At 71.1% G+C, this 18,166-nt stretch carries 17 protein-coding genes; 3 read left to right on the forward strand and 14 right to left on the reverse strand.

Features of this window, described 5'->3' with window-relative positions; genetic code table 11:
* Positions 1-85: 85 nt before the first annotated feature.
* The 10 genes from argH to ABH937_RS35785 form a co-directional block, all read right to left on the reverse strand.
* The gene (gene argH, locus ABH937_RS35740) at positions 86-1,510 is read right to left on the reverse strand and encodes an argininosuccinate lyase (RefSeq protein ID WP_280694739.1); all 1,425 of its coding nucleotides are present in this window, start codon (positions 1,508-1,510) and stop codon (positions 86-88) included.
* A 125-nt stretch (positions 1,511-1,635) separates the two neighbouring features.
* Entirely contained in the window at positions 1,636-2,829 is a 1,194-nt protein-coding gene (locus ABH937_RS35745; RefSeq protein WP_280694738.1) for an argininosuccinate synthase, read from the reverse strand.
* 352 nt (positions 2,830-3,181) lie between these two features.
* Complete coding sequence (locus ABH937_RS35750; protein ID WP_280694737.1) at positions 3,182-4,357, reverse strand: cytochrome P450; 1,176 nt, start codon at positions 4,355-4,357, stop codon at positions 3,182-3,184.
* Positions 4,354-4,644: a ferredoxin gene (locus ABH937_RS35755; RefSeq protein ID WP_370220657.1), complete on the reverse strand. Its 291-nt coding sequence runs from the start codon at positions 4,642-4,644 to the stop codon at positions 4,354-4,356. The genes ABH937_RS35750 and ABH937_RS35755 overlap by 4 nt, the downstream gene beginning before the upstream one ends.
* Positions 4,645-4,910: 266 nt before the next feature.
* Positions 4,911-5,537 (reverse strand): arginine repressor, encoded by a 627-nt coding sequence (locus tag ABH937_RS35760; protein ID WP_280694736.1) that lies wholly within the window; start codon positions 5,535-5,537, stop codon positions 4,911-4,913.
* A gap of 18 nt (positions 5,538-5,555) precedes the next feature.
* Positions 5,556-6,875: an acetylornithine transaminase gene (locus tag ABH937_RS35765; protein ID WP_370147019.1), complete on the reverse strand. Its 1,320-nt coding sequence runs from the start codon at positions 6,873-6,875 to the stop codon at positions 5,556-5,558.
* Positions 6,872-7,804 (reverse strand): acetylglutamate kinase, encoded by a 933-nt coding sequence (gene argB, locus ABH937_RS35770; RefSeq protein WP_280694735.1) that lies wholly within the window; start codon positions 7,802-7,804, stop codon positions 6,872-6,874. Before argB ends, ABH937_RS35765 begins: the two co-directional genes overlap by 4 nt.
* 18 nt (positions 7,805-7,822) lie before the next feature.
* On the reverse strand, positions 7,823-8,974 hold the full coding sequence (argJ, locus tag ABH937_RS35775; protein WP_280694756.1) for a bifunctional glutamate N-acetyltransferase/amino-acid acetyltransferase ArgJ: 1,152 nt from the start codon (positions 8,972-8,974) through the stop codon (positions 7,823-7,825).
* A gap of 71 nt (positions 8,975-9,045) precedes the next feature.
* A complete protein-coding gene (gene argC / locus ABH937_RS35780) occupies positions 9,046-10,074 on the reverse strand; it encodes an N-acetyl-gamma-glutamyl-phosphate reductase (RefSeq protein WP_280694734.1) in 1,029 nt (342 codons plus the stop codon).
* A 212-nt stretch (positions 10,075-10,286) separates the two neighbouring features.
* A complete protein-coding gene (locus ABH937_RS35785; RefSeq protein WP_280694733.1) occupies positions 10,287-10,721 on the reverse strand; it encodes a nuclear transport factor 2 family protein in 435 nt (144 codons plus the stop codon).
* 120 nt (positions 10,722-10,841) lie between these two features.
* On the opposite strand from ABH937_RS35785, the gene ABH937_RS35790 reads away from it, so the two are divergent.
* Both ABH937_RS35790 and ABH937_RS35795 read left to right on the forward strand, forming a co-directional pair.
* Positions 10,842-11,393, forward strand: a complete 552-nt coding sequence (locus tag ABH937_RS35790; RefSeq protein ID WP_280694732.1) for a helix-turn-helix domain-containing protein — start codon at positions 10,842-10,844, stop codon at positions 11,391-11,393.
* Positions 11,394-11,585: 192 nt separating this feature from the next.
* Complete coding sequence (locus ABH937_RS35795) at positions 11,586-12,449, forward strand: MBL fold metallo-hydrolase (RefSeq protein WP_280694731.1); 864 nt, start codon at positions 11,586-11,588, stop codon at positions 12,447-12,449.
* Between the two features lie 32 nt (positions 12,450-12,481).
* On the opposite strand, the gene ABH937_RS35800 is transcribed toward ABH937_RS35795, so the two are convergent.
* On the reverse strand, positions 12,482-12,862 hold the full coding sequence (locus tag ABH937_RS35800) for a VOC family protein (RefSeq protein ID WP_280694730.1): 381 nt from the start codon (positions 12,860-12,862) through the stop codon (positions 12,482-12,484).
* 267 nt (positions 12,863-13,129) lie between these two features.
* A complete protein-coding gene (locus ABH937_RS35805; RefSeq protein ID WP_280694729.1) occupies positions 13,130-14,332 on the reverse strand; it encodes a methyltransferase in 1,203 nt (400 codons plus the stop codon).
* A 220-nt stretch (positions 14,333-14,552) separates the two neighbouring features.
* On the opposite strand from ABH937_RS35805, the gene ABH937_RS35810 reads away from it, so the two are divergent.
* On the forward strand, positions 14,553-15,773 hold the full coding sequence (locus tag ABH937_RS35810) for a serine hydrolase domain-containing protein (RefSeq protein WP_280694728.1): 1,221 nt from the start codon (positions 14,553-14,555) through the stop codon (positions 15,771-15,773).
* Positions 15,774-15,884: 111 nt separating this feature from the next.
* On the opposite strand, the gene ABH937_RS35815 is transcribed toward ABH937_RS35810, so the two are convergent.
* Positions 15,885-17,030 carry an S-adenosylmethionine:tRNA ribosyltransferase-isomerase gene (locus ABH937_RS35815; protein ID WP_280694727.1) on the reverse strand — a complete coding sequence of 382 codons (1,146 nt, stop codon included), beginning with the start codon at positions 17,028-17,030 and terminating at the stop codon, positions 15,885-15,887.
* A 1-nt stretch (position 17,031) separates the two neighbouring features.
* The gene (locus ABH937_RS35820) at positions 17,032-17,811 is read right to left on the reverse strand and encodes an SDR family oxidoreductase (protein ID WP_280694726.1); all 780 of its coding nucleotides are present in this window, start codon (positions 17,809-17,811) and stop codon (positions 17,032-17,034) included.
* Between the last annotated feature and the right edge of the window lie 355 nt (positions 17,812-18,166).

The raw sequence follows: 18,166 nt of genomic DNA on the forward strand, positions 1-18,166 counted from the left end.
GGCCCCGGACCCGGGTCGGGTCCGGGGCCGCACGTGGGACCGGATGGTCAGCCGGACTCGGGGCCGGGCGCCTCGGGCCGGATGGTCAGCGGCGGGTCCAGGCGCGCTGGACGGCGAGGTCCGCCTTGACCTCGACCAGCTGGGTGGCCACCGCGCTCGGCGCCGTGCCGCCGCGCCCGTCCCTGGCACCGATCGCGCCGTGCACGCTGAGCACCTCGCGCACCTCGGGCGTCAGGTGCTCGGAGATCTCGGCGAACTGCTGGTCGGTCAGGTCCCAGAGCTCGATGCCCTGCCCCTCGCAGACCTTGACGCACGCACCCGCGACCTCGTGCGCCACCCGGAACGGCACCCCGCGCTTGACCAGCCACTCGGCGATGTCGGTGGCCAGCGAGAAGCCGGCCGGGGCCAGTTCCTCCAGCCGGTCGCGGTGGACCGTCAGGGTGGCCATCATCCCGGTGAAGGCCGGCAGCAGGACCTCCAGCGTGTCGCAGGAGTCGAAGACCGGCTCCTTGTCCTCCTGCAAGTCCCGGTTGTAGGCCAGCGGCAGCGCCTTGAGGGTGGCCAGCAGCCCGGTCAGGTTGCCGATCAGGCGGCCCGACTTGCCCCGCGCCAGCTCGGCGATGTCCGGGTTCTTCTTCTGCGGCATGATCGAGGACCCGGTGGAGAAGGCGTCGTGCAGGGTGATGAAGCCGAACTCCTTGGTGTTCCAGATGATCACCTCCTCCGCGATCCGGGAGAGGTTGATGCCGATCATCGCGGTGACGAAGGCGAACTCGGCGACGAAGTCGCGCGAGGCGGTGCCGTCGATCGAGTTGCCCACCGAGCCGCCCTCGAAGCCCAGTTCGGCGGCGACCGCGCGCGGGTCCAGGCCGAGCGAGGAGCCGGCCAGCGCACCGGAGCCGTACGGGGAGACCGCCGTGCGGGCATCCCACTGGCGCAACCGCTCGGCGTCCCGGCCCAGCGCCTGCACGTGGGCGAGGACGTGGTGGGCGAAGAGCACCGGCTGGGCGTGCTGCAGGTGGGTGCGGCCGGGCATCGCGGTGTCCGGGTGCGCCTCGGCCAGGCCCACCAACGCCTCCTGGAGGTCCAGGATCAGGCCACCGATGATCTTGGCGTGGTCGCGCAGGTACATCCTGAAGAGCGTGGCGATCTGGTCGTTGCGCGAGCGGCCGGCCCGCAGCTTGCCGCCCAGCTCGGCGCCGAGCCGCTCCAACAGGCCGCGCTCCAGCGCGGTGTGCACGTCCTCGTCGGCCATCGTGCCGGTGAACGCGCCCGACTCGACGTCGGCCAGCAGCTGGTCCAACCCGGCGAGCATGGCGGCGAGTTCATCGTCCGTCAGGAGCTTCGCGGCGTGCAGGGCACGGGCGTGCGCCCGGGAGCCCGCGATGTCGTACGGGGCGAGCCGCCAGTCGAAGTGGACCGAGGCGGAGAGCTTGGCCAGCGCCTCGGAGGGGCCGTCGGCGAAGCGGGCGCCCCAGAGGCGGACGTCGGCGGTCGGGTCGGACGACATCGCGTGGCTCCTTGCTGGATGTCTGCGGGTGGGGGTGAGCCCCGGCCGTGCCGGGAGGACGACCGGGGCTCGGGGTGCCTAAGCTGCCTTGGACTGTCGGGCCAGGGCAGGGTTCTGACGGATCGTCAGGCCAGGTCGCGGCGGGCGGCGATCTTCGAGGACATCCCGAAGATCTCGATGAAGCCCTTCGACATCGACTGGTCGAAGGTGTCGCCGGTGTCGTAGGTGGCGAGGTTGAAGTCGTACAGCGACTGGTCCGACTTGCGGCCGTTGACCACCGCGCGGCCGCCGTGCAGCACCATCCGGATCTCGCCGGTCACGCACTGGTTGGCCTCGTCGACGAAGCCGTCCAGCGCGCGCTTCAGCGGCGAGAACCAGAGGCCGTCGTAGACCAGTTCGGCCCAGCGCTGCTCGACCTGCCGCTTGTAGCGGGCCAGTTCACGCTCGACCGTGACGTTCTCCAGCGCCTGGTGCGCGGTGATCAGCGCGATCGCGCCGGGGGCCTCGTAGATCTCCCGGGACTTGATGCCGACCAGCCGGTCCTCGACCATGTCGAGGCGACCGATGCCCTGGGCGCCGGCCCGCTTGTTCAGCTCCTCGATGGCCTGGAGCACGGTCACCTTGCGGCCGTCGATCGCGACCGGGACGCCGGCCTCGAAGGTGATGACGACCTCGTCGGCCGCCCGCGCGGTGGCCGGGTCCTGGGTGTACTCGTAGACGTCCTCGATCGGGGCGTTCCAGATGTCCTCCAGGAAGCCGGTCTCGACGGCCCGCCCGAAGACGTTCTGGTCGATCGAGTACGGGTTCTTCTTGGTGGTGACGATCGGGAGGTTCTTCGCCTCGGCGAAGGCGATCGCCTTGTCCCGGGTCATCGCGTAGTCGCGCACCGGGGCGATGCACTTCAGGTTCGGGGCGAGCGAGTTGATGCCCACCTCGAAGCGGACCTGGTCGTTGCCCTTGCCGGTGCAGCCGTGCGCGACGGTGGTGGCGCCGTGCTTCTGCGCGGCGGCGACCAGGTGCTTGACGATCACCGGGCGGGAGAGCGCGGAGACCAGCGGGTACTGGCCCTGGTAGAGCGCGTTGGCCTTGAGGGCCGGCAGGCAGTACTCGTCGGCGAACTCCTCGCGGGCGTCGGCGACCTCGGCCTCGACCGCGCCGCAGTCCAGTGCGCGCTGGCGGATCACGTCCAGGTCCTCGCCGCCCTGGCCGACGTCGACGGCGACGGCGATGACCTCGGCGCCGGTCTCCTCGGCGATCCAGCCGATGCAGACGGACGTGTCCAGACCGCCCGAGTAGGCGAGTACGACGCGCTCGGTCACGGCTTTCTCCTTCTTCGGTGGCTCAAGTTGCTAGTGGCTCATGCGGTGATAGGCATAAGTATGCACGACACCGTATGAAACTCAAAGCGCGGCGGGAAACTCGACATCCAGGCACCCGGCCCGGTCGTGGGCACGGGCCGGCAGCGGGCCGGCAGCGCCTGCCTGAGCGGGTGGTCGCCGACCACCGGAAACAGGACCGTCGGGACGGTGACGGAGTGGACCGGCCACTCCGCCACCGTCCCGACGGTGGTCTCGCTCGTTGGTCTCGCTCGTTCTGGTGATCCGCACGGTCAGCAGTAGTAGCAGTCCATCCGATGATCCACCAGAGCTGACGGACCCGGATCTGCGGCTGCTACCAGGCGACCGGCAGCTCCTTCAGCCCGTAGATCAGCGTCTCGTTGCGGAACGCGACCTCCTCGAACGGCACCGCCAACCGCAGCTGCGGCAGCCGGCGCAGCAGCGTCGACAGCGCGATCTGCAACTCGGCCCTGGCCAGCGGCTGACCCAGGCACTGGTGCACCCCGAAGCCGAAGGCGAGGTGGCGGCGGGCGTCGCGGGCGACGTCCAGCTCCGCGCCGCCGGGGAACAGCTCCTCGTCGCGGTTGGCGATGGAGAGCATCAGCAGCACGGCCTCGCCCTCCTTGACCACCAGGCCGTCGCTCAGCTCGATGTCCTCCAGCGCCACCCGGGGCAGCCCGGTGTCCACGATGGTGAGGTAGCGCAGCAGTTCCTCGACCGCGCCGTTGATCAGCTCGGGCTCGGCCCGCAGCCGGTCGGCCTGGGCCGGGTTGCGCAGCAGGGCGAGGGTGGAGAGCGAGGTCATGTGCGCGGTCGTCTCGTGGCCCGCGATCAGGAGCAGCAGCCCGTTGTTGGCGAGTTCCTCGGCCGTCAGGTCGTCGCGGGCGGCGAGCTTGGCGAGGATGCCCTGGGACCCGACGCGCCCGCTCGCGACCAGCTCGGTCAGGTACGCGATCAGCAGGTCGAAGGCGACCCGCGCCTCACCCGGCGGGACCGTGCTGTCCAGCAGGCGCACGCTCTGGCGCTGGAAGAACTCGTGGTCCTCGTACGGCACGCCGAGCAGGTCGCAGATCACCAGGGACGGGACCGGCAGGGCGAATTCGGCCACCAGGTCGGCGGGCGAGCCGTTCGCGACCATGGTGTCGAGCTGCTCGTCGACGATCCGCTGGATCTCGGGGCGCATCGCCTCGACCCGCTTGATCAGGAAGTCGGTGGTGAGCATCTTGCGCACCCGGGAGTGCTCGGGGTCGTCCAGGCGCAGGAACGGCGGCTTCTCGCGGCGCACCTCCTGGCCGGGGAGCAGGAACGGGAAGGCGGGGTGGCGGCTGTCGGCGCTGAAGCGGCGGTCGCTCAGCGCCGAGCGCACGTCCTGATAGCCGGTCACCATCCAGCAGGGGCTGCCGTCCCAGAGGGCGATCTTGGTGGCGGCGCGGCGGTAGGCGGGCGGCGGGTCGAAGGGGCAGCCCTGCTCGCGCGGCGCCGGGAAGCTGATCTCCTCGACGATGCTCATGCCTGGACCCCCTCCACCTGCTGGGGCCGGTCGGCCCGCTCGGTGCGTTCGGCCTGCTCGGCGTGTTCGGCCTGCTCGGCCAGGACGGCATGGACGGCATGGATGGTGATGGCGCCGCCCGGGCAGAGGGCGGCGGCGGTACGAAGCTTGGGGAGGTGGACGGGGTCGGGACGGTCCTGGAGCAGCAGCACCAGGCCGTCCTCCTCGCTCTGGTCGAAGACGTCGGGGGCGGTCAACACACACTGGCCGGAGCTGCAGCAGCGGTCCTGATCGACAGTCACGTGCATGGCGGGACCTCGTTGGGCGCGTAGGTGGGCCGGTTGCCTGGGGCAACCAACGTTCCGTGAGGCCAACCTAACGCTCGGTTGAGATGCACACGCCCGGCCGAACCGAGGTCGATGGAGAATGGCCGGATCCCGCCCCTGCCCTGCTGATCGCTGCGTGCTGCCTGCTGTTTGTTACCTGCTGTTTGCTGTTTGCTATTTGCTGCCTGCTGTCTGCCGCCCCGTGTACTCGGAGGCCCCACCGAACCGCAGCCCCAGCCCCAGATGAGCTACTGACGCTCCGTCCGAGCCTGCGCCAGCTGCATCAGGTGGTCCGCCAGCGCCTGACCCCCGGACGGGTCCCGGCTGATCAGCAGGACCGTGTCGTCGCCCGCGATGGTGCCGATGATCTCGTGCACCCCGGCCGTGTCGATCGCTGAGGCGAGGAACTGCGCCGCGCCCGGCGGGGTGCGCAGCACCACCAGGTTGCCGGAGGCGGTGGCCGAGACCATCAGCTCTCCGGCCAGCCGCGCCATCCGTCCCTCGCTGGCCGACTCCCCCATCGGCGCGCGCGGCGTGCGGTCGCCGCCCTCGGCCGGGACGGCGTAGATCAGCGCACCGTCCCGGTTGCGGATCTTGACCGCGCCCAGCTCGTCCAGGTCCCGGGAGAGGGTGGCCTGGGTGACCACCAGTCCGTCATCGGCCAGCAGCTTGGCCAGTTGGCTCTGCGAGCGCACCGGCTGACGGGTCAGCAGGTCCACGATCCGCCGGTGGCGCGCCGTGCGGGTCTGTGGGACCTGCGGCGTCGGGCCGGCGGCGGACTGCTCGGCATGCTGCTCGGCGGACCGGCCGATGGACTGGCCGGTGGGCTGGTCGGACGCCTGCTCGGCGGGCTGGTCGGAGGGGGACGCGGTCATGATGATGATTCTCCCGGACTAGCCTCGCGCCTGCGCGGCCGGGTCGTCCTGCCGGGCCTGGGCCGCAGGCTCCTGCCCGAGCTGGAGCGCCCGCTGCTGCCGGGCCTCGCGCAGGATCGCCGGCAGTGCGGCGAGGAAAGCGTCGGCCTGCGCCTCGGTGAGGATCAGCGGCGGGACCAGTCGCACGGCGTCCGGCACGGCCGCGTTCACCAGGAAGCCGGCGCGCTGGGCGGCGGACTGGATCTCGGCGGCGAGCGGCTCGGTGAGCACGATCCCGAGCAACAGGCCGGCGCCACGCACCTGCGCGACCAGGGGATCGCCGAGCGCCTCGACGCCGGTCCGCAGCCGCTCGCCGACCGTTCGCACCTGGGCCAGCAGGCCCTGCGACTCGATGGTGTCGAGCACCGCGAGGGCGGCCGCCGCGACCACCGGGTTTCCGCCGAAGGTGGTGCCGTGCTGACCGGGCTGGAGCAGCTCGCCGGCCTCGCCGTAGGCGATCACGGCGCCGATCGGCAGCCCGCCGCCCAGGCCCTTGGCCAGCGTGACGACGTCCGGCTCGATGCCCGGCTCGGCCTGGTGCGCGAACCAGTGGCCGGTGCGACCGATGCCGGTCTGGATCTCGTCCAGGATCAGCAGGGTCCCGGTCGCCCGGGTGATCTCCCGGGCCGCCCGCAGGTAGCCCGCCGGCAGCGGGACGGCGCCGTTCTCGCCCTGGATCGGCTCCAGCACGACGGCCGCCGTCGCGGTGCTGACGGCTGCCCGCAAGGCCTCGACGTCACCGAACGGGACGTGGGTCACCTCGCCGGGCAGCGGGAGGAACGGGGCCTGCTTGCCGGGCTGGCCGGTGAGCGCGAGGGAGCCCATGGTCCGGCCGTGGAAAGCGCCTTCCAGGGCCACCACATGGGTCCGACCGGTGAGCCGGCTGATCTTGAAAGCGGCCTCGTTGGCCTCGGCGCCCGAGTTGCAGAAGAAGACCCGGCCGGGGCGCTCGTCCAGCGCGAGCAGCCGCTCGGCCAGCGCGATGGTCGGCTCGGCGGTGAACAGGTTGGAGACGTGGCCGAGTTGCCCGATCTGCGCGGTCACCGCGGCGACGATCGCCGGGTGCGCGGTACCGAGCGCGTTGACCGCGATGCCGCCGACCAGGTCGAGGTACTCGTTGCCGTCCGCGTCCCAGAGCAGCGCGCCCGCGCCGCGCACCAGCGGGAGGCGGGGGGTGCCGTAGTTGTTGGCGAACGAGTGCTGATAACGCTTCGTCAGATCAGCGTTGGTCACCGCCTGTTGGGCGCTCGGCCGGTCATTCGGCTGGTCATTCGGCTGGTCGTTTGATTGGTCGTTCATGCCAGTCCCCCAAGAACGGTGCTCTCGTCGTCCGGCACCACCATGGTGCCGATCCCCTCGTCGGTGAAGATCTCCAGCAGCAGACTGTGCTGTACCCGGCCGTCCAGCACGCGCGCGGTGCCGACGCCGGAGCGGACCGCACGCAGGCAGCCCTCCATCTTGGGCAGCATGCCGCTGGCCAAGGTGGGCAGTATGGCTTCCAGCTCGCTCGCCGAGAGCTGGCTGATCACGTCGTCGGAATTGGGCCAGTCCGCGTAGAGGCCCTCGACATCGGTGAGCACCACCAGCATCTCCGCGCCGAGCGCGGCGGCGAGGGCGGCGGCCGCGGTGTCCGCGTTGATGTTGTAGACGTGGTTGTCGGCGCCGCGCGCGATCGACGAGATCACCGGGATCCGGCCGTCGGCGATCAGCGCCTTCACCGCGCCCGCCTCGATGTTGACGATGTCGCCGACCAGGCCGATGTCCACCTGCTCGCCGTCCACCACCGCGTACCGCTTGACGGCGGTCATGGTGTGCGCGTCCTCGCCGGTCATGCCGACCGCGAACGGCCCGTGCTCGTTGAGCAGTCCGACCAGCTCGCGCTGGACCTGGCCGGCCAGCACCATCCGGACCACGTCCATGGTCTCGGGGGTGGTGACCCGCAGGCCGTTGGTGAAGGAGGACTTCAGGCCCAGCTTCTCCAGCTGCGCGCTGATCTGCGGGCCGCCGCCGTGCACCACCACCGGGTGCAGGCCCGCGTACCGCAGGAAGACCACGTCCTGGGCGAAGGCCGCCTTGAGCGACTCGTCGACCATGGCGTTGCCGCCGAACTTGATCACCACGGTCTTGCCGTGGAACCGCTCCAGCCAGGGCAGCGCCTCGATGAGGGTCAGCGCCTTGGGCAACGCGGTGTTGTTGCGGGCCTGTTCGCCCTTGGGTGCGATCTGCACGGTCTCGGTCCCCCGGGATCAGGTGGAGTAGGCGCTGTTCTCGTGGACGTAGTCGGCGGTGAGGTCGCTGGTCCACACCGTGGCTTGGGCCGAACCCGCGTTCAGGTTCGCGGAGATCACGACCTGACGGTCCGTCATATCGACCAGGTCGCGGTCCTCGCCGACCGAGCCGTTCCGGCAGACCCAGACGCCGTTGATCGCCACGTCCAACCGGTCCGGGTCGAAGGCGGCGTCGGTGGTGCCGATCGCGGCCAGCACCCGGCCCCAGTTGGGGTCCTCGCCGTGGATGGCGCACTTGAGCAGGTTGTTGCGGGCGATGGTGCGGGCGACCGTGACCGCCTCGTCCTCGGTGGCCGCGCCGGTGACGTCGATCCGGATGTCCTTGCTCGCACCCTCGGCGTCGCCGATCAGCTGCCGGGCCAGGTCGGCGCAGACCTGCTCGACCGCCGCGGCGAACTCGGCGGCGGGGGGCGCCACCTCGGACGCACCGGAGGCGAGCAGCAGGACGGTGTCGTTGGTCGACATGCAGCCGTCGGAATCCACCCGGTCGAAGGTGGTGCGGGTGGCGGCGCGCAGCGCGTCGTCCAACTCGCCCGCGTCCACCGCGGCGTCGGTGGTGAGGACCACGAGCATGGTGGCCAGGCCCGGGGCGAGCATCCCCGCGCCCTTGGCCATCCCGCCGACCGTCCAGCCGTTCTTGGTGACCTGTGCGGTCTTGTGCACCGTGTCGGTGGTCTTGATGGCGATCGCGGCCGCGCCACCGCCGGTCGCGCTGAGCTCCTTGGCCGCGAGCCCGACGCCCGGCAGCAGGATGTCCATCGGCAGCCGCTCACCGATCAGGCCGGTCGAGCAGACCGCCACCTCGCCCGCGCTGACGCCCAGTTCGGCGCCGACCCGCTCCGCGGTGGCGTGCGTGTCCTGGAACCCGGCGGGTCCGGTACAGGCGTTGGCACCACCCGAGTTGAGGATGACGGCGGCCAACTGACCGCCCTTCAGCACCTGCTCGGACCAGAGCACCGGAGCGGCCTTGACCCGGTTGGAGGTGAAGACGCCGGCCGCGGCGAACGCCGGGCCGTCGTTGACGACGAGCGCGAGGTCCGGGGTCCCGGAGGCCTTGATCCCGGCCGTGACACCGGCGGCGCGGAAGCCCTTGGCGGCGGTGACGCCGATGTTGCCGTGAGCCTGCTCGTTGTTGGCGTTGTTGGCGTTGTTGCCGTGCGCCTGCGCGTTGGTCTGGCTCGTCACGGTGCGACTCCGTTCAGCGGAAGGCCCAACTCCTCGGGCAGGCCCAGGGCGATGTTCATGCTCTGCACCGCGCCACCGGCGGTGCCCTTGACCAGGTTGTCGATCGCGCTGATCGCGACGATCCGGCCGACCTGCTCGTCCAGCACCACCTGGACCAGCGCCGTGTTGGCGCCGTACACCGACTTGGTCTGCGGCCACTGCAGTTCGGGCAGCAGATGGACGAACGGCTCATCGGCGTAGGCGTCCTGGTACGCGGCCCGGACGTCCCCGGCGGTCACGCCCGGCTTGGCCTTGGCACTGCAGGTGGCCAGGATGCCCCGGGACATCGGCACCAGGGTCGGCGTGAAGGACACGCCGACCCGCTCCCCCGCCACCGGACTCAGGTTCTGCACCATCTCCGGCGTGTGCCGGTGCACCCCGCCGACCCCGTACGGCGTGACCGACCCCATCACCTCACTGCCCAGCAGGTTCACCTTGGGCGCCTTGCCGGCCCCCGAGGTCCCACTGGCCGCCACCACCACGGCCTCCGGCTCTGCCAACCGCGCCGCGTAGGCCGGAAAGAGCGCGAGCGAGACGGCGGTCGGATAGCACCCCGGCACCGCGATCCGCTTGCTCCCCTTCAACGCGGCCCGGTGCCCCGGCAGCTCGGGCAGCCCGTACGGCCAGGTCCCGGCGTGCGCGGAGCCGTAGAACCGCTCCCAGTCCGCCGCCTCCTTGAGCCGGAAGTCCGCCCCGCAGTCGATCACCAGCACATCCTCGCCGAGCGCCGCCGCCACCGCGGCCGACTGCCCGTGCGGCAACCCGAGGAAGACCACATCATGCCCCGCGAGCACCTCCGGCGTGGTCGGCTCCAGCACCCGCCCCGCCAACGGCACCAGATGCGGCTGCAGCTCCCCCAACCTCACCCCGGCGTTCGACCCACCGGTCAACGCCCCGATCTCCACCTCAGGATGCGAGAGCAGCAGGCGCAGCACCTCACCACCCGCATACCCGCTCGCTCCGGCAACGGCGACTCGCAAGGCCATGACTGCTTCCTCCTCAGGACTTGGCATGAATATACGCAACTCGGAACATTCATGCAAGGAGCTGTGCGAGGGGCAGCCCGTCCACTGTGACTGAGCGCTCCAGTTGGCGAGTGAGTGCTTCACTTGGCGAGCCGAGCGTCCAGCGTCGATCGTGACAGCCAGGCGGTCGGCATGCACAACAACCAGGAGCAGGTCCGTCAGACCGCCGCAGGCTAGGCGCTCGTCAGCTGCGCACAGAGGGCGTCGAGCGTATTCGTGGCACGAGCGAGCCCGAGATGGTCGATGTAGTCCCGCGACTCGACGATCAGCCCTTCGCGGATCCGGAGGACGATGATGCCCGGGGCGGCCCAGCCCGCGTCGCCGCGGTAAGTGAACTCGCCGATGACCACCTCGGGGTCGGCAGTGTGATGGACGCGTACATCCTCAACGCGAAAGCCTGCCAGGCCAGCCGCCCCCGCCGCGGCGAAGTGCTGTCGGAGTGCTTCGCGACTGATCATCGGGGTGTCGCCGAGCGGGGCCATCGGGTGCCGCACGTCGGTTTCTTCGGCGTAGAACCCGGCCAGCTCGTCGATCTGGTCGCGATCACCGTTCTGCAGCCGGCAGGCGCCGTCGAGCATGGCACGGAACATGTCTTCGGGGGTTCGCATCCTGGTTACCCTTCTAAGCGGAGTCTTCACTCCGAATAATACGGAGTCAAAACTCCGGATAGCAAGACTTGGTCACCGGGGCCTGCGGGAGCAAGGCTGCCGGGGAGGGAAGATGGTGGGATGCGGAGCGACGCGCGGGCGAATCGAGACAGGGTGCTGGCCGCGGCCGAAGAGGTCTTCGGCGAGTCCGGCAACGCCGGCTCGACCGAGGAGGTCGCGCGCCGGGCCGGCGTCGGAATCGGCACCGTCTTCCGGCACTTCCCGACCAAGCGGGCGCTGATCAAGGCCACGATCGTCCGGCACCTCACCCTGCTCGCCGAAACAGCGCGGGCGCGGGGCGAGGGCGGCGAGGCCGGGGCGGCGTTCCGGGAGACGTTCCGGGAGATGGTCTCAGGCGCTCCGGCGAAGCTCGCGCTCGTCGCGTTGCTGGAGGAGCCCGCCGACTCGACAGGCTCCGCTGATGAGGTGGAGGCTGCGGCCACCATGGTGCGCCAAGCCGTTGAGGAGTTGCTGTCCCGCGGCCAGCAAGCCGGTGAGGTGCGCGCGGACGCAACGGTAGATGAGGTCTACCTGCTGATCAGAGCGCTGGCCAACGCCCGTGGCGACCGGACCGTCGTGGACAGAGCGGTCGACATAGTGCTGGACGGCCTGTCCCCGCGGCGTTCCGAGTAGCCACCCCGCGACGGGTGCGGGGCGGCGGGCCCGAAGTCGTGTTGCGGATCGGATGCGGGCGAGCAGGATTGCTCGTGGATCGGGTCGGCGGCTCGTCGAGTCCCCGGCCCCCGGGGCTCCGAAGCCGACCTCGCGACCGGCCAGGCCCAGTGCGTCCGCCCGGATCTCAACGAGAGTGGAAGGGACCACGACATGCCGGAAGCCACCTCAGCGCTGCGGTACGAAACCTTGTGCGTGCGCCGGTCGGGTCTGACCCGCGACCTGCCGCCCGGCACCAGGGAGGATCTCCAGTGGGTGGTCAACACTGCGACGTTGATCTTCGGTGAGCGTGACGCCGCGCTGGTCGACACGTTCCTCACCGTCGAACAGAACCAACAGCTCGTCGACTGGGTGAAGGCGCACGACCGCAACCTGGCCTACGTCTACATCACGCACGGCCACGGCGACCACGGCTTCGGCGTGAAGCAGCTCCTCGAGGCATTTCCCAAGGCCAAGGCGGTTGCAACTGCCGCAGCCGTGGCCAAGGCGAGGTTCGAGGGCACGCCGCCCTACCTCGATACCTTCTGGACCTCGCGCTTTCCCGGGCAGGTCCCGCAGCCGCAGGTCTTCCCGGAGGTCCTGGACGGCGACACGTTCGCCCTCGAAGGCCACCCGCTGCGGTCGGTCGAGACCGGCTTCACCGACTGCGCGGGCAGCACCGCGCTGTGGGTGCCGGAGCTGCGGCTCGTCGTGGCCGGCGATGTCGCCTACAACGGCATCCACCAGTACCTGGGCGAGACCACCACCGCGTCGCGCGAGGAGTGGATGCGCGCGACCGACACGCTCGCCGCGCTCGACCCCGCCTTCGTCGTCGCCGGCCACAAGAACCCCGACCTGCCCGACGACCCGAAGATCCTGGCCGAGACCAGGAACTACCTCGCGGACTTCAACCGGCTCGACGCCGAGACGCAGAGCGCGGCCGAACTGTACGAGGCGATGCTCGCGCTGTACCCGAACCGGGCGAACCCGGGCTCGCTGTGGGGCGGGGCGAAGCGGGCCAAGGCGTCAGGACAGTGACGTCCGACAACAACGATCGGATTGACCGGCTGTCAGAGCGGGGCGAGGCGGCGCTTGAGCAGGCAGAACTCGTTGCCTTCCGGATCGACGAGGACGTGCCAGGACGCCTCCGCGGGCTGACCGACGTCGACGAGCTCGGCCCCGGCAGCCAGCAGGCGCTCGAGTTCGGCGTCCTGATCGCGGTCGGTGGGGTTGACGTCGATATGCAGCCGGGCATGCCCAGTCTTCGGCTCGTCGCTGCGGATGAGGAAGATCGTCGGCTGCGGGCCGCCGAACCCTTCGCGCGGACCGATCTCGACGTAGACCTCCGCCTCGCGATCGAGCTCTACGAAGTCCAGGACCTCGCACCAGAACCGCGCCAGCGCCTCGGGGTTGTGGCACTTGAGCACGAACTCACTGATACGGCATGCCATTGACGAAACCTACTCTCAACGTGGGACTGCAGGGCCGGCCGCACCAGGATCTCACCCGCCGCAGCCGGCCGGGTGGTTACGCGCCGACTCCCACGCCTCCGCCGGACTGCTGCTGATCGAGCCGGTCGGGGAGACCACGGTGCTGCGCATGGTGACGCAGCGCCCGACACGGCCCGGCGAGCCGTGGATCCTGCGCGGCGACGCGGAGGGCGGGCCCGCCGGCGGGAGTTGAGGCCGGGCCGGGCCGGCACGGCGGCCGGCAGGCCGCTACCGCTTCACCGCTCGCAGGATCACGAACTTCGGGTTCCCGGCGACCGTCTGGCAGTTGCCGAAGAGCTTGCGGAGCTTGACGTGGTACGCCAGGTGGCGGTTGCCGACCACCCAGAGTTCACCACCCGGGCGCAGGGCACGCCGGGCACCGGCGAACATCTGCCAGGCGGTGGTGTCGGTGGTGGCCTGGTGGGAGTGGAAGGGCGGGTTGTTGAGGACCAGGTCGACCGAGCCGGCCGGCACGGCGGCCAGCGCGTCGCCCGCCTGGAAGTGGGCGACCGCGTCCGGCGGCGTGTTGGCCCGGAAGGTGGCCTCGGCGGAGGCGACGGCGGCGAACGACTCGTCGATGAAGGTGACTTCGGCCGCCGGGTTGGCCAGCGCGGCCGCCGTGCCGACCACGCCGTTGCCGCAGCCGAGGTCGACCACCTGCTCGTGGCCCTGGCGGGCGGGCAGGTGCTGGAGGAGGAACCGGGTGCCGATGTCCAGCCGGTCGGCGCAGAAGATCCCGGCGTGGTTGACCACGGTCCGCCCGGAGACCGGGCCGAGGCCGGCGGGCAGGGCGTAGGTGTGCGGCCAGGGACTCGCGGTGCGGGCGAGTGCCGGGTCGGGGGTGCTGAAGATCAGCCGCGCCTTCTTGACCGCGAGCGAGGTGCGGGTGGGACCGATGATCCGCTCGAAGAGCTGGAGGGTGGAGGTGTGGATCTCGGTGACCATCCCGGTGCCGATCACCACGGTCTGCGGGTGGAGCGCGGGCGCGAGGCGGTGCAGCTGGTCCTCGAGGTACGCGAGGCTCTTGGGCATCCGGACCAGCAGGACGTCGATCCGCGCCGGCGGGGTGTCGGTGCCGGCCAGCAGGTGAACGGCGTTCGGGGCGAGGTTGTTGCGGGCGAGGTTGGCGCGGGTCGCCTGCTGGGCGAGGTAGGAATCGCCGAGCTGCGTCAGGGTGGTCGGCGGCTGCGTCGTGGCGAGTCCGGTGGCGAGCGCCGTGACCAGCGTGCCCCAGCGGTCGCCGAGGACGACCACGGTGCCGCGCGGCTCGCCGCCGGGTGCGCCGCTGGGCGGCGCGGGCAGCTCCGGGTCACCGTGCAGGTGGCGCAGCAGGTACTCGTCGGCGGCGTCCCAGGCGCGCAGCTGCTCGCGCGGGTCCTCGGGGAAGCGGGTGAGCTCGAGCTCGCCCCATGACGTGCTGAAACGGTTCATTGTCCGCCCAGGCTAGCCGTTCGCGCCGTGCTGCGGCGCACCCCGGTGGGCCGGCGCCAGGCACCCGCCCGACCAGTGCGGGCTCAGCGCGCGGCAGGCGCGGGTGCGCACGCCGGTGCTGCGCCGACCCGGTGTGCTTACCCCGGATCGTCGGTCGCGACTGAGAGGATCGCCGGCACATCTTCTGACGGTCAGTCACAACTACGACAGAAAGGCCGACATGATCCCCGCAAGCCACCGCAAGGGCTTCATCGAGAACCGCCTGGACCGACTGCGTGACGTCCTGACCGGTCACGTCGAGCACGGTGGGGTACCCGGACTGGTCGCCCTGGTGGCGCGGGGTGACGAGGTGCACGTCGAGGCGATCGGTGCACGGTCGATCGGCGGTGGCGCGATGGCCCGGGACACGCTGTTCCGGGTCTCCTCGATGAGCAAACCGGTCACCGCCGTCGCCACCATGATCCTCATCGAGGAGTGCCGCCTGCGCCTCGACGATCCGGTCGACGAACTGCTCCCCGAGCTGGCCGACCGCCGGGTGCTGCGGCACCTGGACGGCCCGCTGGACGACACCGTCCCCGCCCACCGCCCGATCACGGTGCGCGACCTGCTCACCTTCCGGATGGGGACCGGCGTCCTGATGGCCCCGCCCGGCAGCTACCCCATCCAGCAGGCGATGGACGCGCTCGACCTCGGCCAGGGGGCTCCGCGCCCCTCCCTGGTGCCCGAGCCGGACGAGTGGCTGCGCCGGCTCGGCACGCTGCCGCTGATGTACCAGCCTGGCGAGCGCTGGCTCTACAACACGGGTTCCGACGTGCTCGGCGTGCTGATCGCCCGGGCCAGCGGTCAGGCCTTCGGGGAGTTCCTGCGCGAGCGCCTCTTCGAACCACTGGGCATGACCAGCACCGCGTTCTCGGTCACGCCCGACCAGCTGGACCGCTTCGCCACCGCCTACTGGGACGACCCCGCCACCGGCGCGCTCACCGTCTATGACGAGGCGGTCGGTGGCGAGTGGGCCGCTCCCCCGGCGTTCCAGGCAGGAGCCGCCGGACTGGTCTCCACCGTCGACGACTTCCACAGGTTCGGCCGGATGCTGCTCGACGGCGGCCGGGCGGACGGTGAGCGGATCCTCTCTCGCGCCTCGGTCGAGTTGCTGACCACCGATCAGCTGACGCCGGAACAGAAAGCGCTTTCCAGTCTCGTCTCCGGCTTCCTCGACTCGGACGGCTGGGGCTTCGGCGGCTCGGTGGTCACCCGGCGCACCGATCTCGGACACCCGGTCGGCCAGTACGGCTGGACCGGCGGGCTGGGCACGGCCTGGGCCGTGGACCCGACGGACCAGGTGATCGGCGTCCTGCTCACCCAGCGGGCGTTCACCTCGCCGACCACGGCCACGGTCGTTCAGGATTTCTGGACCTCGACCTACCAGGCGCTGGGCGACTGAGCAGGAGCGCGCACGGGCCGGACAGGCCGGGTCGGGCCGGACGGGTCGGGCCGGACGGGTCGGGCCGGGTGTGCGGCGCTCGGATGGCCCGGGGACGTTGCCACCAGGCTCTCACTCCGGCAGCAGCAGGTTCACGTCCCCGAACTCGTGCCACAGGTAGCGCCCGGCCAGTGCCTCGCGGTAGCAGAGTTCCAGCAGGGGGCGGCCGGCGATGGCTTCGAGCATCAGCAGGTGCGAGGCGCGCGGTTCGTGCCAGCCGGTGAGCAGGCCGTCCACCGCGCGGACGCCACGGGCGGGCGTGATGACCAGGTCGGTCCAGCCGTCCGCAGGATGGCTGCGGCCGTCGGGGGTGGTGGCGGATTCGAGGGCGCGGACCGCGGTGGTGCCGACCGCGATGACCCGACCGCCGGTGGCTCGGACGTGGTTGACCAGCGCGGCGGTGGCAGCGGGGACCCGGAAACGCTCCGGATAGGGCGCCTCGTGGGCCTCCGGGGAGGCGACACCGGTGTGCAGGGTGATCGGGGCGATCAGGACGCCGCGCGCGACCAGGGCGCTGACCAGGGCGTCGGTGAACGGACGGGCGGCGCTGGGCATTTCGCTGCTACCGGGTTCGGCGGCGAAGACCGTCTGGTAAGCGCTTACCGGCCAGTCCTGGTCCACATAGCCGTACCGGATCGCCTTGCCGTGCCCCGCCAGGTAGTCGGGAAGCCGGCCGGGCACGGCAAGCCGGGCGTACCAGAGCCGTGGCGTGTACGCCTCGGTCAGGACCGCCTCGCCGCCGGCCGGCAGGCTCAGCCGCAGGCCCGATCGGGCCGGGTTGTCGGCCGGCGTGAGGTATTCGGCGGCTGCGCCGTCCCGCCCGGTCCGGCGCAGCTCGACCAGGTGGGCACCACGCGGGTCCGGGTGGGTGGCGGAGACGTGCAGGGTGATCTCGCCGCCGTCGGGCAGCCGGGCGGGCAGGGCAGCGGGCAGCGTGGCCGAGTTGTTGACCACCAACAGGTCGCCTGGGCGCAGCACCTCGGGCAGCTGCGTGAAGCGGTGGTGTTCGGCACTCGGCACCGCCTGCCGACCGCCCCGGCCGACCAGCAACCGCACGCCGTCGCGGCGCAGGCCCCGCGCCTCGGCCGGGGCGTGGGCGGAGAGTTCGGGCGGAACGACGAATTCCAGGCTGGACGGCAGCACGGGTTCCGGTCCGGCGAGCTGAGCGTCCGAGTCCGCAAGCCGAACACCGGTGCTACCGAACAGTGCTGTCGTCATGTCAGACCCCTTCCGGGACAGTTGTGTTGACGACGGCGACCGGTTCGGCGGGCAGCTCGGCGGCTCGGTAGCGGCCCGATGCCGGGCGGTCGCGCCACAGGCTGCGGAAGGCGGGGACGACGCTGATCGGCAGCGGCAGTTCGGCGAGGTCGGCGTCCGGGAAGGCCTGCTGGTGCAGCCGGGTCCGCAGGTCGCCGGGGTCGACGGCCCAGACCCGCAACTGCGGCTCCTCCTCGGCCAGGACGGCGGAGGCATGGTCCAACGCGGCCTTGGCGGCGCCGTAACCGCCCCAGCCCGGGTACGCCTCGACCGCGGCGTCCGAGCTGATGTTGAGCACCGCGCCCGCGTGCTGGCGCAGTTGCGGAAGCAGCAGCTGGGTGAGGGCGATCGGGGCCAGCGCGTTGACCTCGAAGGTCTCCAGCAGGTCGGGCAGCGGGAACTCGGCGAGGCTCGGCAGCGGCTCGGCGCTCTCGTCCGTCGAACCGTTCAGGGTGGAGGCGTTGTTGATCAGCAGCGCGGCCCCGCCGAGCTGGGAAGCGGCGGCCGCGACGTGGGCGCGGTGATCGTCGTCCACCACCGATCCGGCCAACGCGACCACGGTGGTGAGCGGGCTCAGCGCCACTTCGGCGACCGAGAGCTCCTCGGGGTTGCGGGCGGTGATCACCAACTGCCAGCCGTCGGTTGCCAACGCGCGGGCGAGTTCCAGGCCGAGACCGCGCGAGCCGCCGGTGACGACGGCGACGAGGGGCCGGGGAGCGATGGCGGAAGCTGTGATGTCCATGGAGAAACTCTCCCGCTGCCCACGCCGCGCGGAATCGGGCTCGGGGCTTGGGCGGGGTTGGTTCGATGGTCCTAGGGCGGCGGACGGTCCTAGGGCGCGTCTTCAAAGTCGCGTCGGATCGGTCCGCGCCGTTGGGCGCCCGGTTGGGCGTGCGCCCGGGTCGTCCTCGTACTGGGTCGTACTTGGGCGATCCGGGCGTGCGTCCAGGCGGGATGCCCGGCGTCGCGGACCCGGCGGGACTTTGAAGACGCGCCTTAGGACCAATACCGGTGACTTTGGTGGGTTCTGGTCGTTGGGTGGGGTATGCCAAGGCCGGGTCAGTTGAAGTCGTCGGGGGTTGATCGGTTCTCGGATC

It is taken from the genome of Kitasatospora sp. GAS1066B, assembly GCF_041262605.1.
In the GTDB taxonomy this organism is placed as follows: domain Bacteria; phylum Actinomycetota; class Actinomycetes; order Streptomycetales; family Streptomycetaceae; genus Kitasatospora.

What these genes read in the sequence shown, in the direction of transcription:
- ABH937_RS35785 (WP_280694733.1), bottom strand. Translation starts at nt 10,721, where the DNA reads ATGCGAACCCCCGAAGACATGTTCCGTGCCATGCTCGACGGCGCCTGC.
- ABH937_RS35750 (WP_280694737.1), bottom strand. Translation starts at nt 4,357, where the DNA reads ATGAGCATCGTCGAGGAGATCAGCTTCCCGGCGCCGCGCGAGCAGGGC.
- ABH937_RS35765 (WP_370147019.1), bottom strand. Translation starts at nt 6,875, where the DNA reads ATGAACGACCAATCAAACGACCAGCCGAATGACCAGCCGAATGACCGG.
- argH (WP_280694739.1), bottom strand. Translation starts at nt 1,510, where the DNA reads ATGTCGTCCGACCCGACCGCCGACGTCCGCCTCTGGGGCGCCCGCTTC.
- ABH937_RS35815 (WP_280694727.1), bottom strand. Translation starts at nt 17,030, where the DNA reads ATGACGACAGCACTGTTCGGTAGCACCGGTGTTCGGCTTGCGGACTCG.
- ABH937_RS35790 (WP_280694732.1), top strand. Translation starts at nt 10,842, where the DNA reads ATGCGGAGCGACGCGCGGGCGAATCGAGACAGGGTGCTGGCCGCGGCC.
- ABH937_RS35755 (WP_370220657.1), bottom strand. Translation starts at nt 4,644, where the DNA reads ATGCACGTGACTGTCGATCAGGACCGCTGCTGCAGCTCCGGCCAGTGT.
- ABH937_RS35795 (WP_280694731.1), top strand. Translation starts at nt 11,586, where the DNA reads ATGCCGGAAGCCACCTCAGCGCTGCGGTACGAAACCTTGTGCGTGCGC.
- ABH937_RS35810 (WP_280694728.1), top strand. Translation starts at nt 14,553, where the DNA reads ATGATCCCCGCAAGCCACCGCAAGGGCTTCATCGAGAACCGCCTGGAC.
- argC (WP_280694734.1), bottom strand. Translation starts at nt 10,074, where the DNA reads ATGGCCTTGCGAGTCGCCGTTGCCGGAGCGAGCGGGTATGCGGGTGGT.
- ABH937_RS35805 (WP_280694729.1), bottom strand. Translation starts at nt 14,332, where the DNA reads ATGAACCGTTTCAGCACGTCATGGGGCGAGCTCGAGCTCACCCGCTTC.
- ABH937_RS35800 (WP_280694730.1), bottom strand. Translation starts at nt 12,862, where the DNA reads ATGGCATGCCGTATCAGTGAGTTCGTGCTCAAGTGCCACAACCCCGAG.
- ABH937_RS35760 (WP_280694736.1), bottom strand. Translation starts at nt 5,537, where the DNA reads ATGACCGCGTCCCCCTCCGACCAGCCCGCCGAGCAGGCGTCCGACCAG.
- ABH937_RS35820 (WP_280694726.1), bottom strand. Translation starts at nt 17,811, where the DNA reads ATGGACATCACAGCTTCCGCCATCGCTCCCCGGCCCCTCGTCGCCGTC.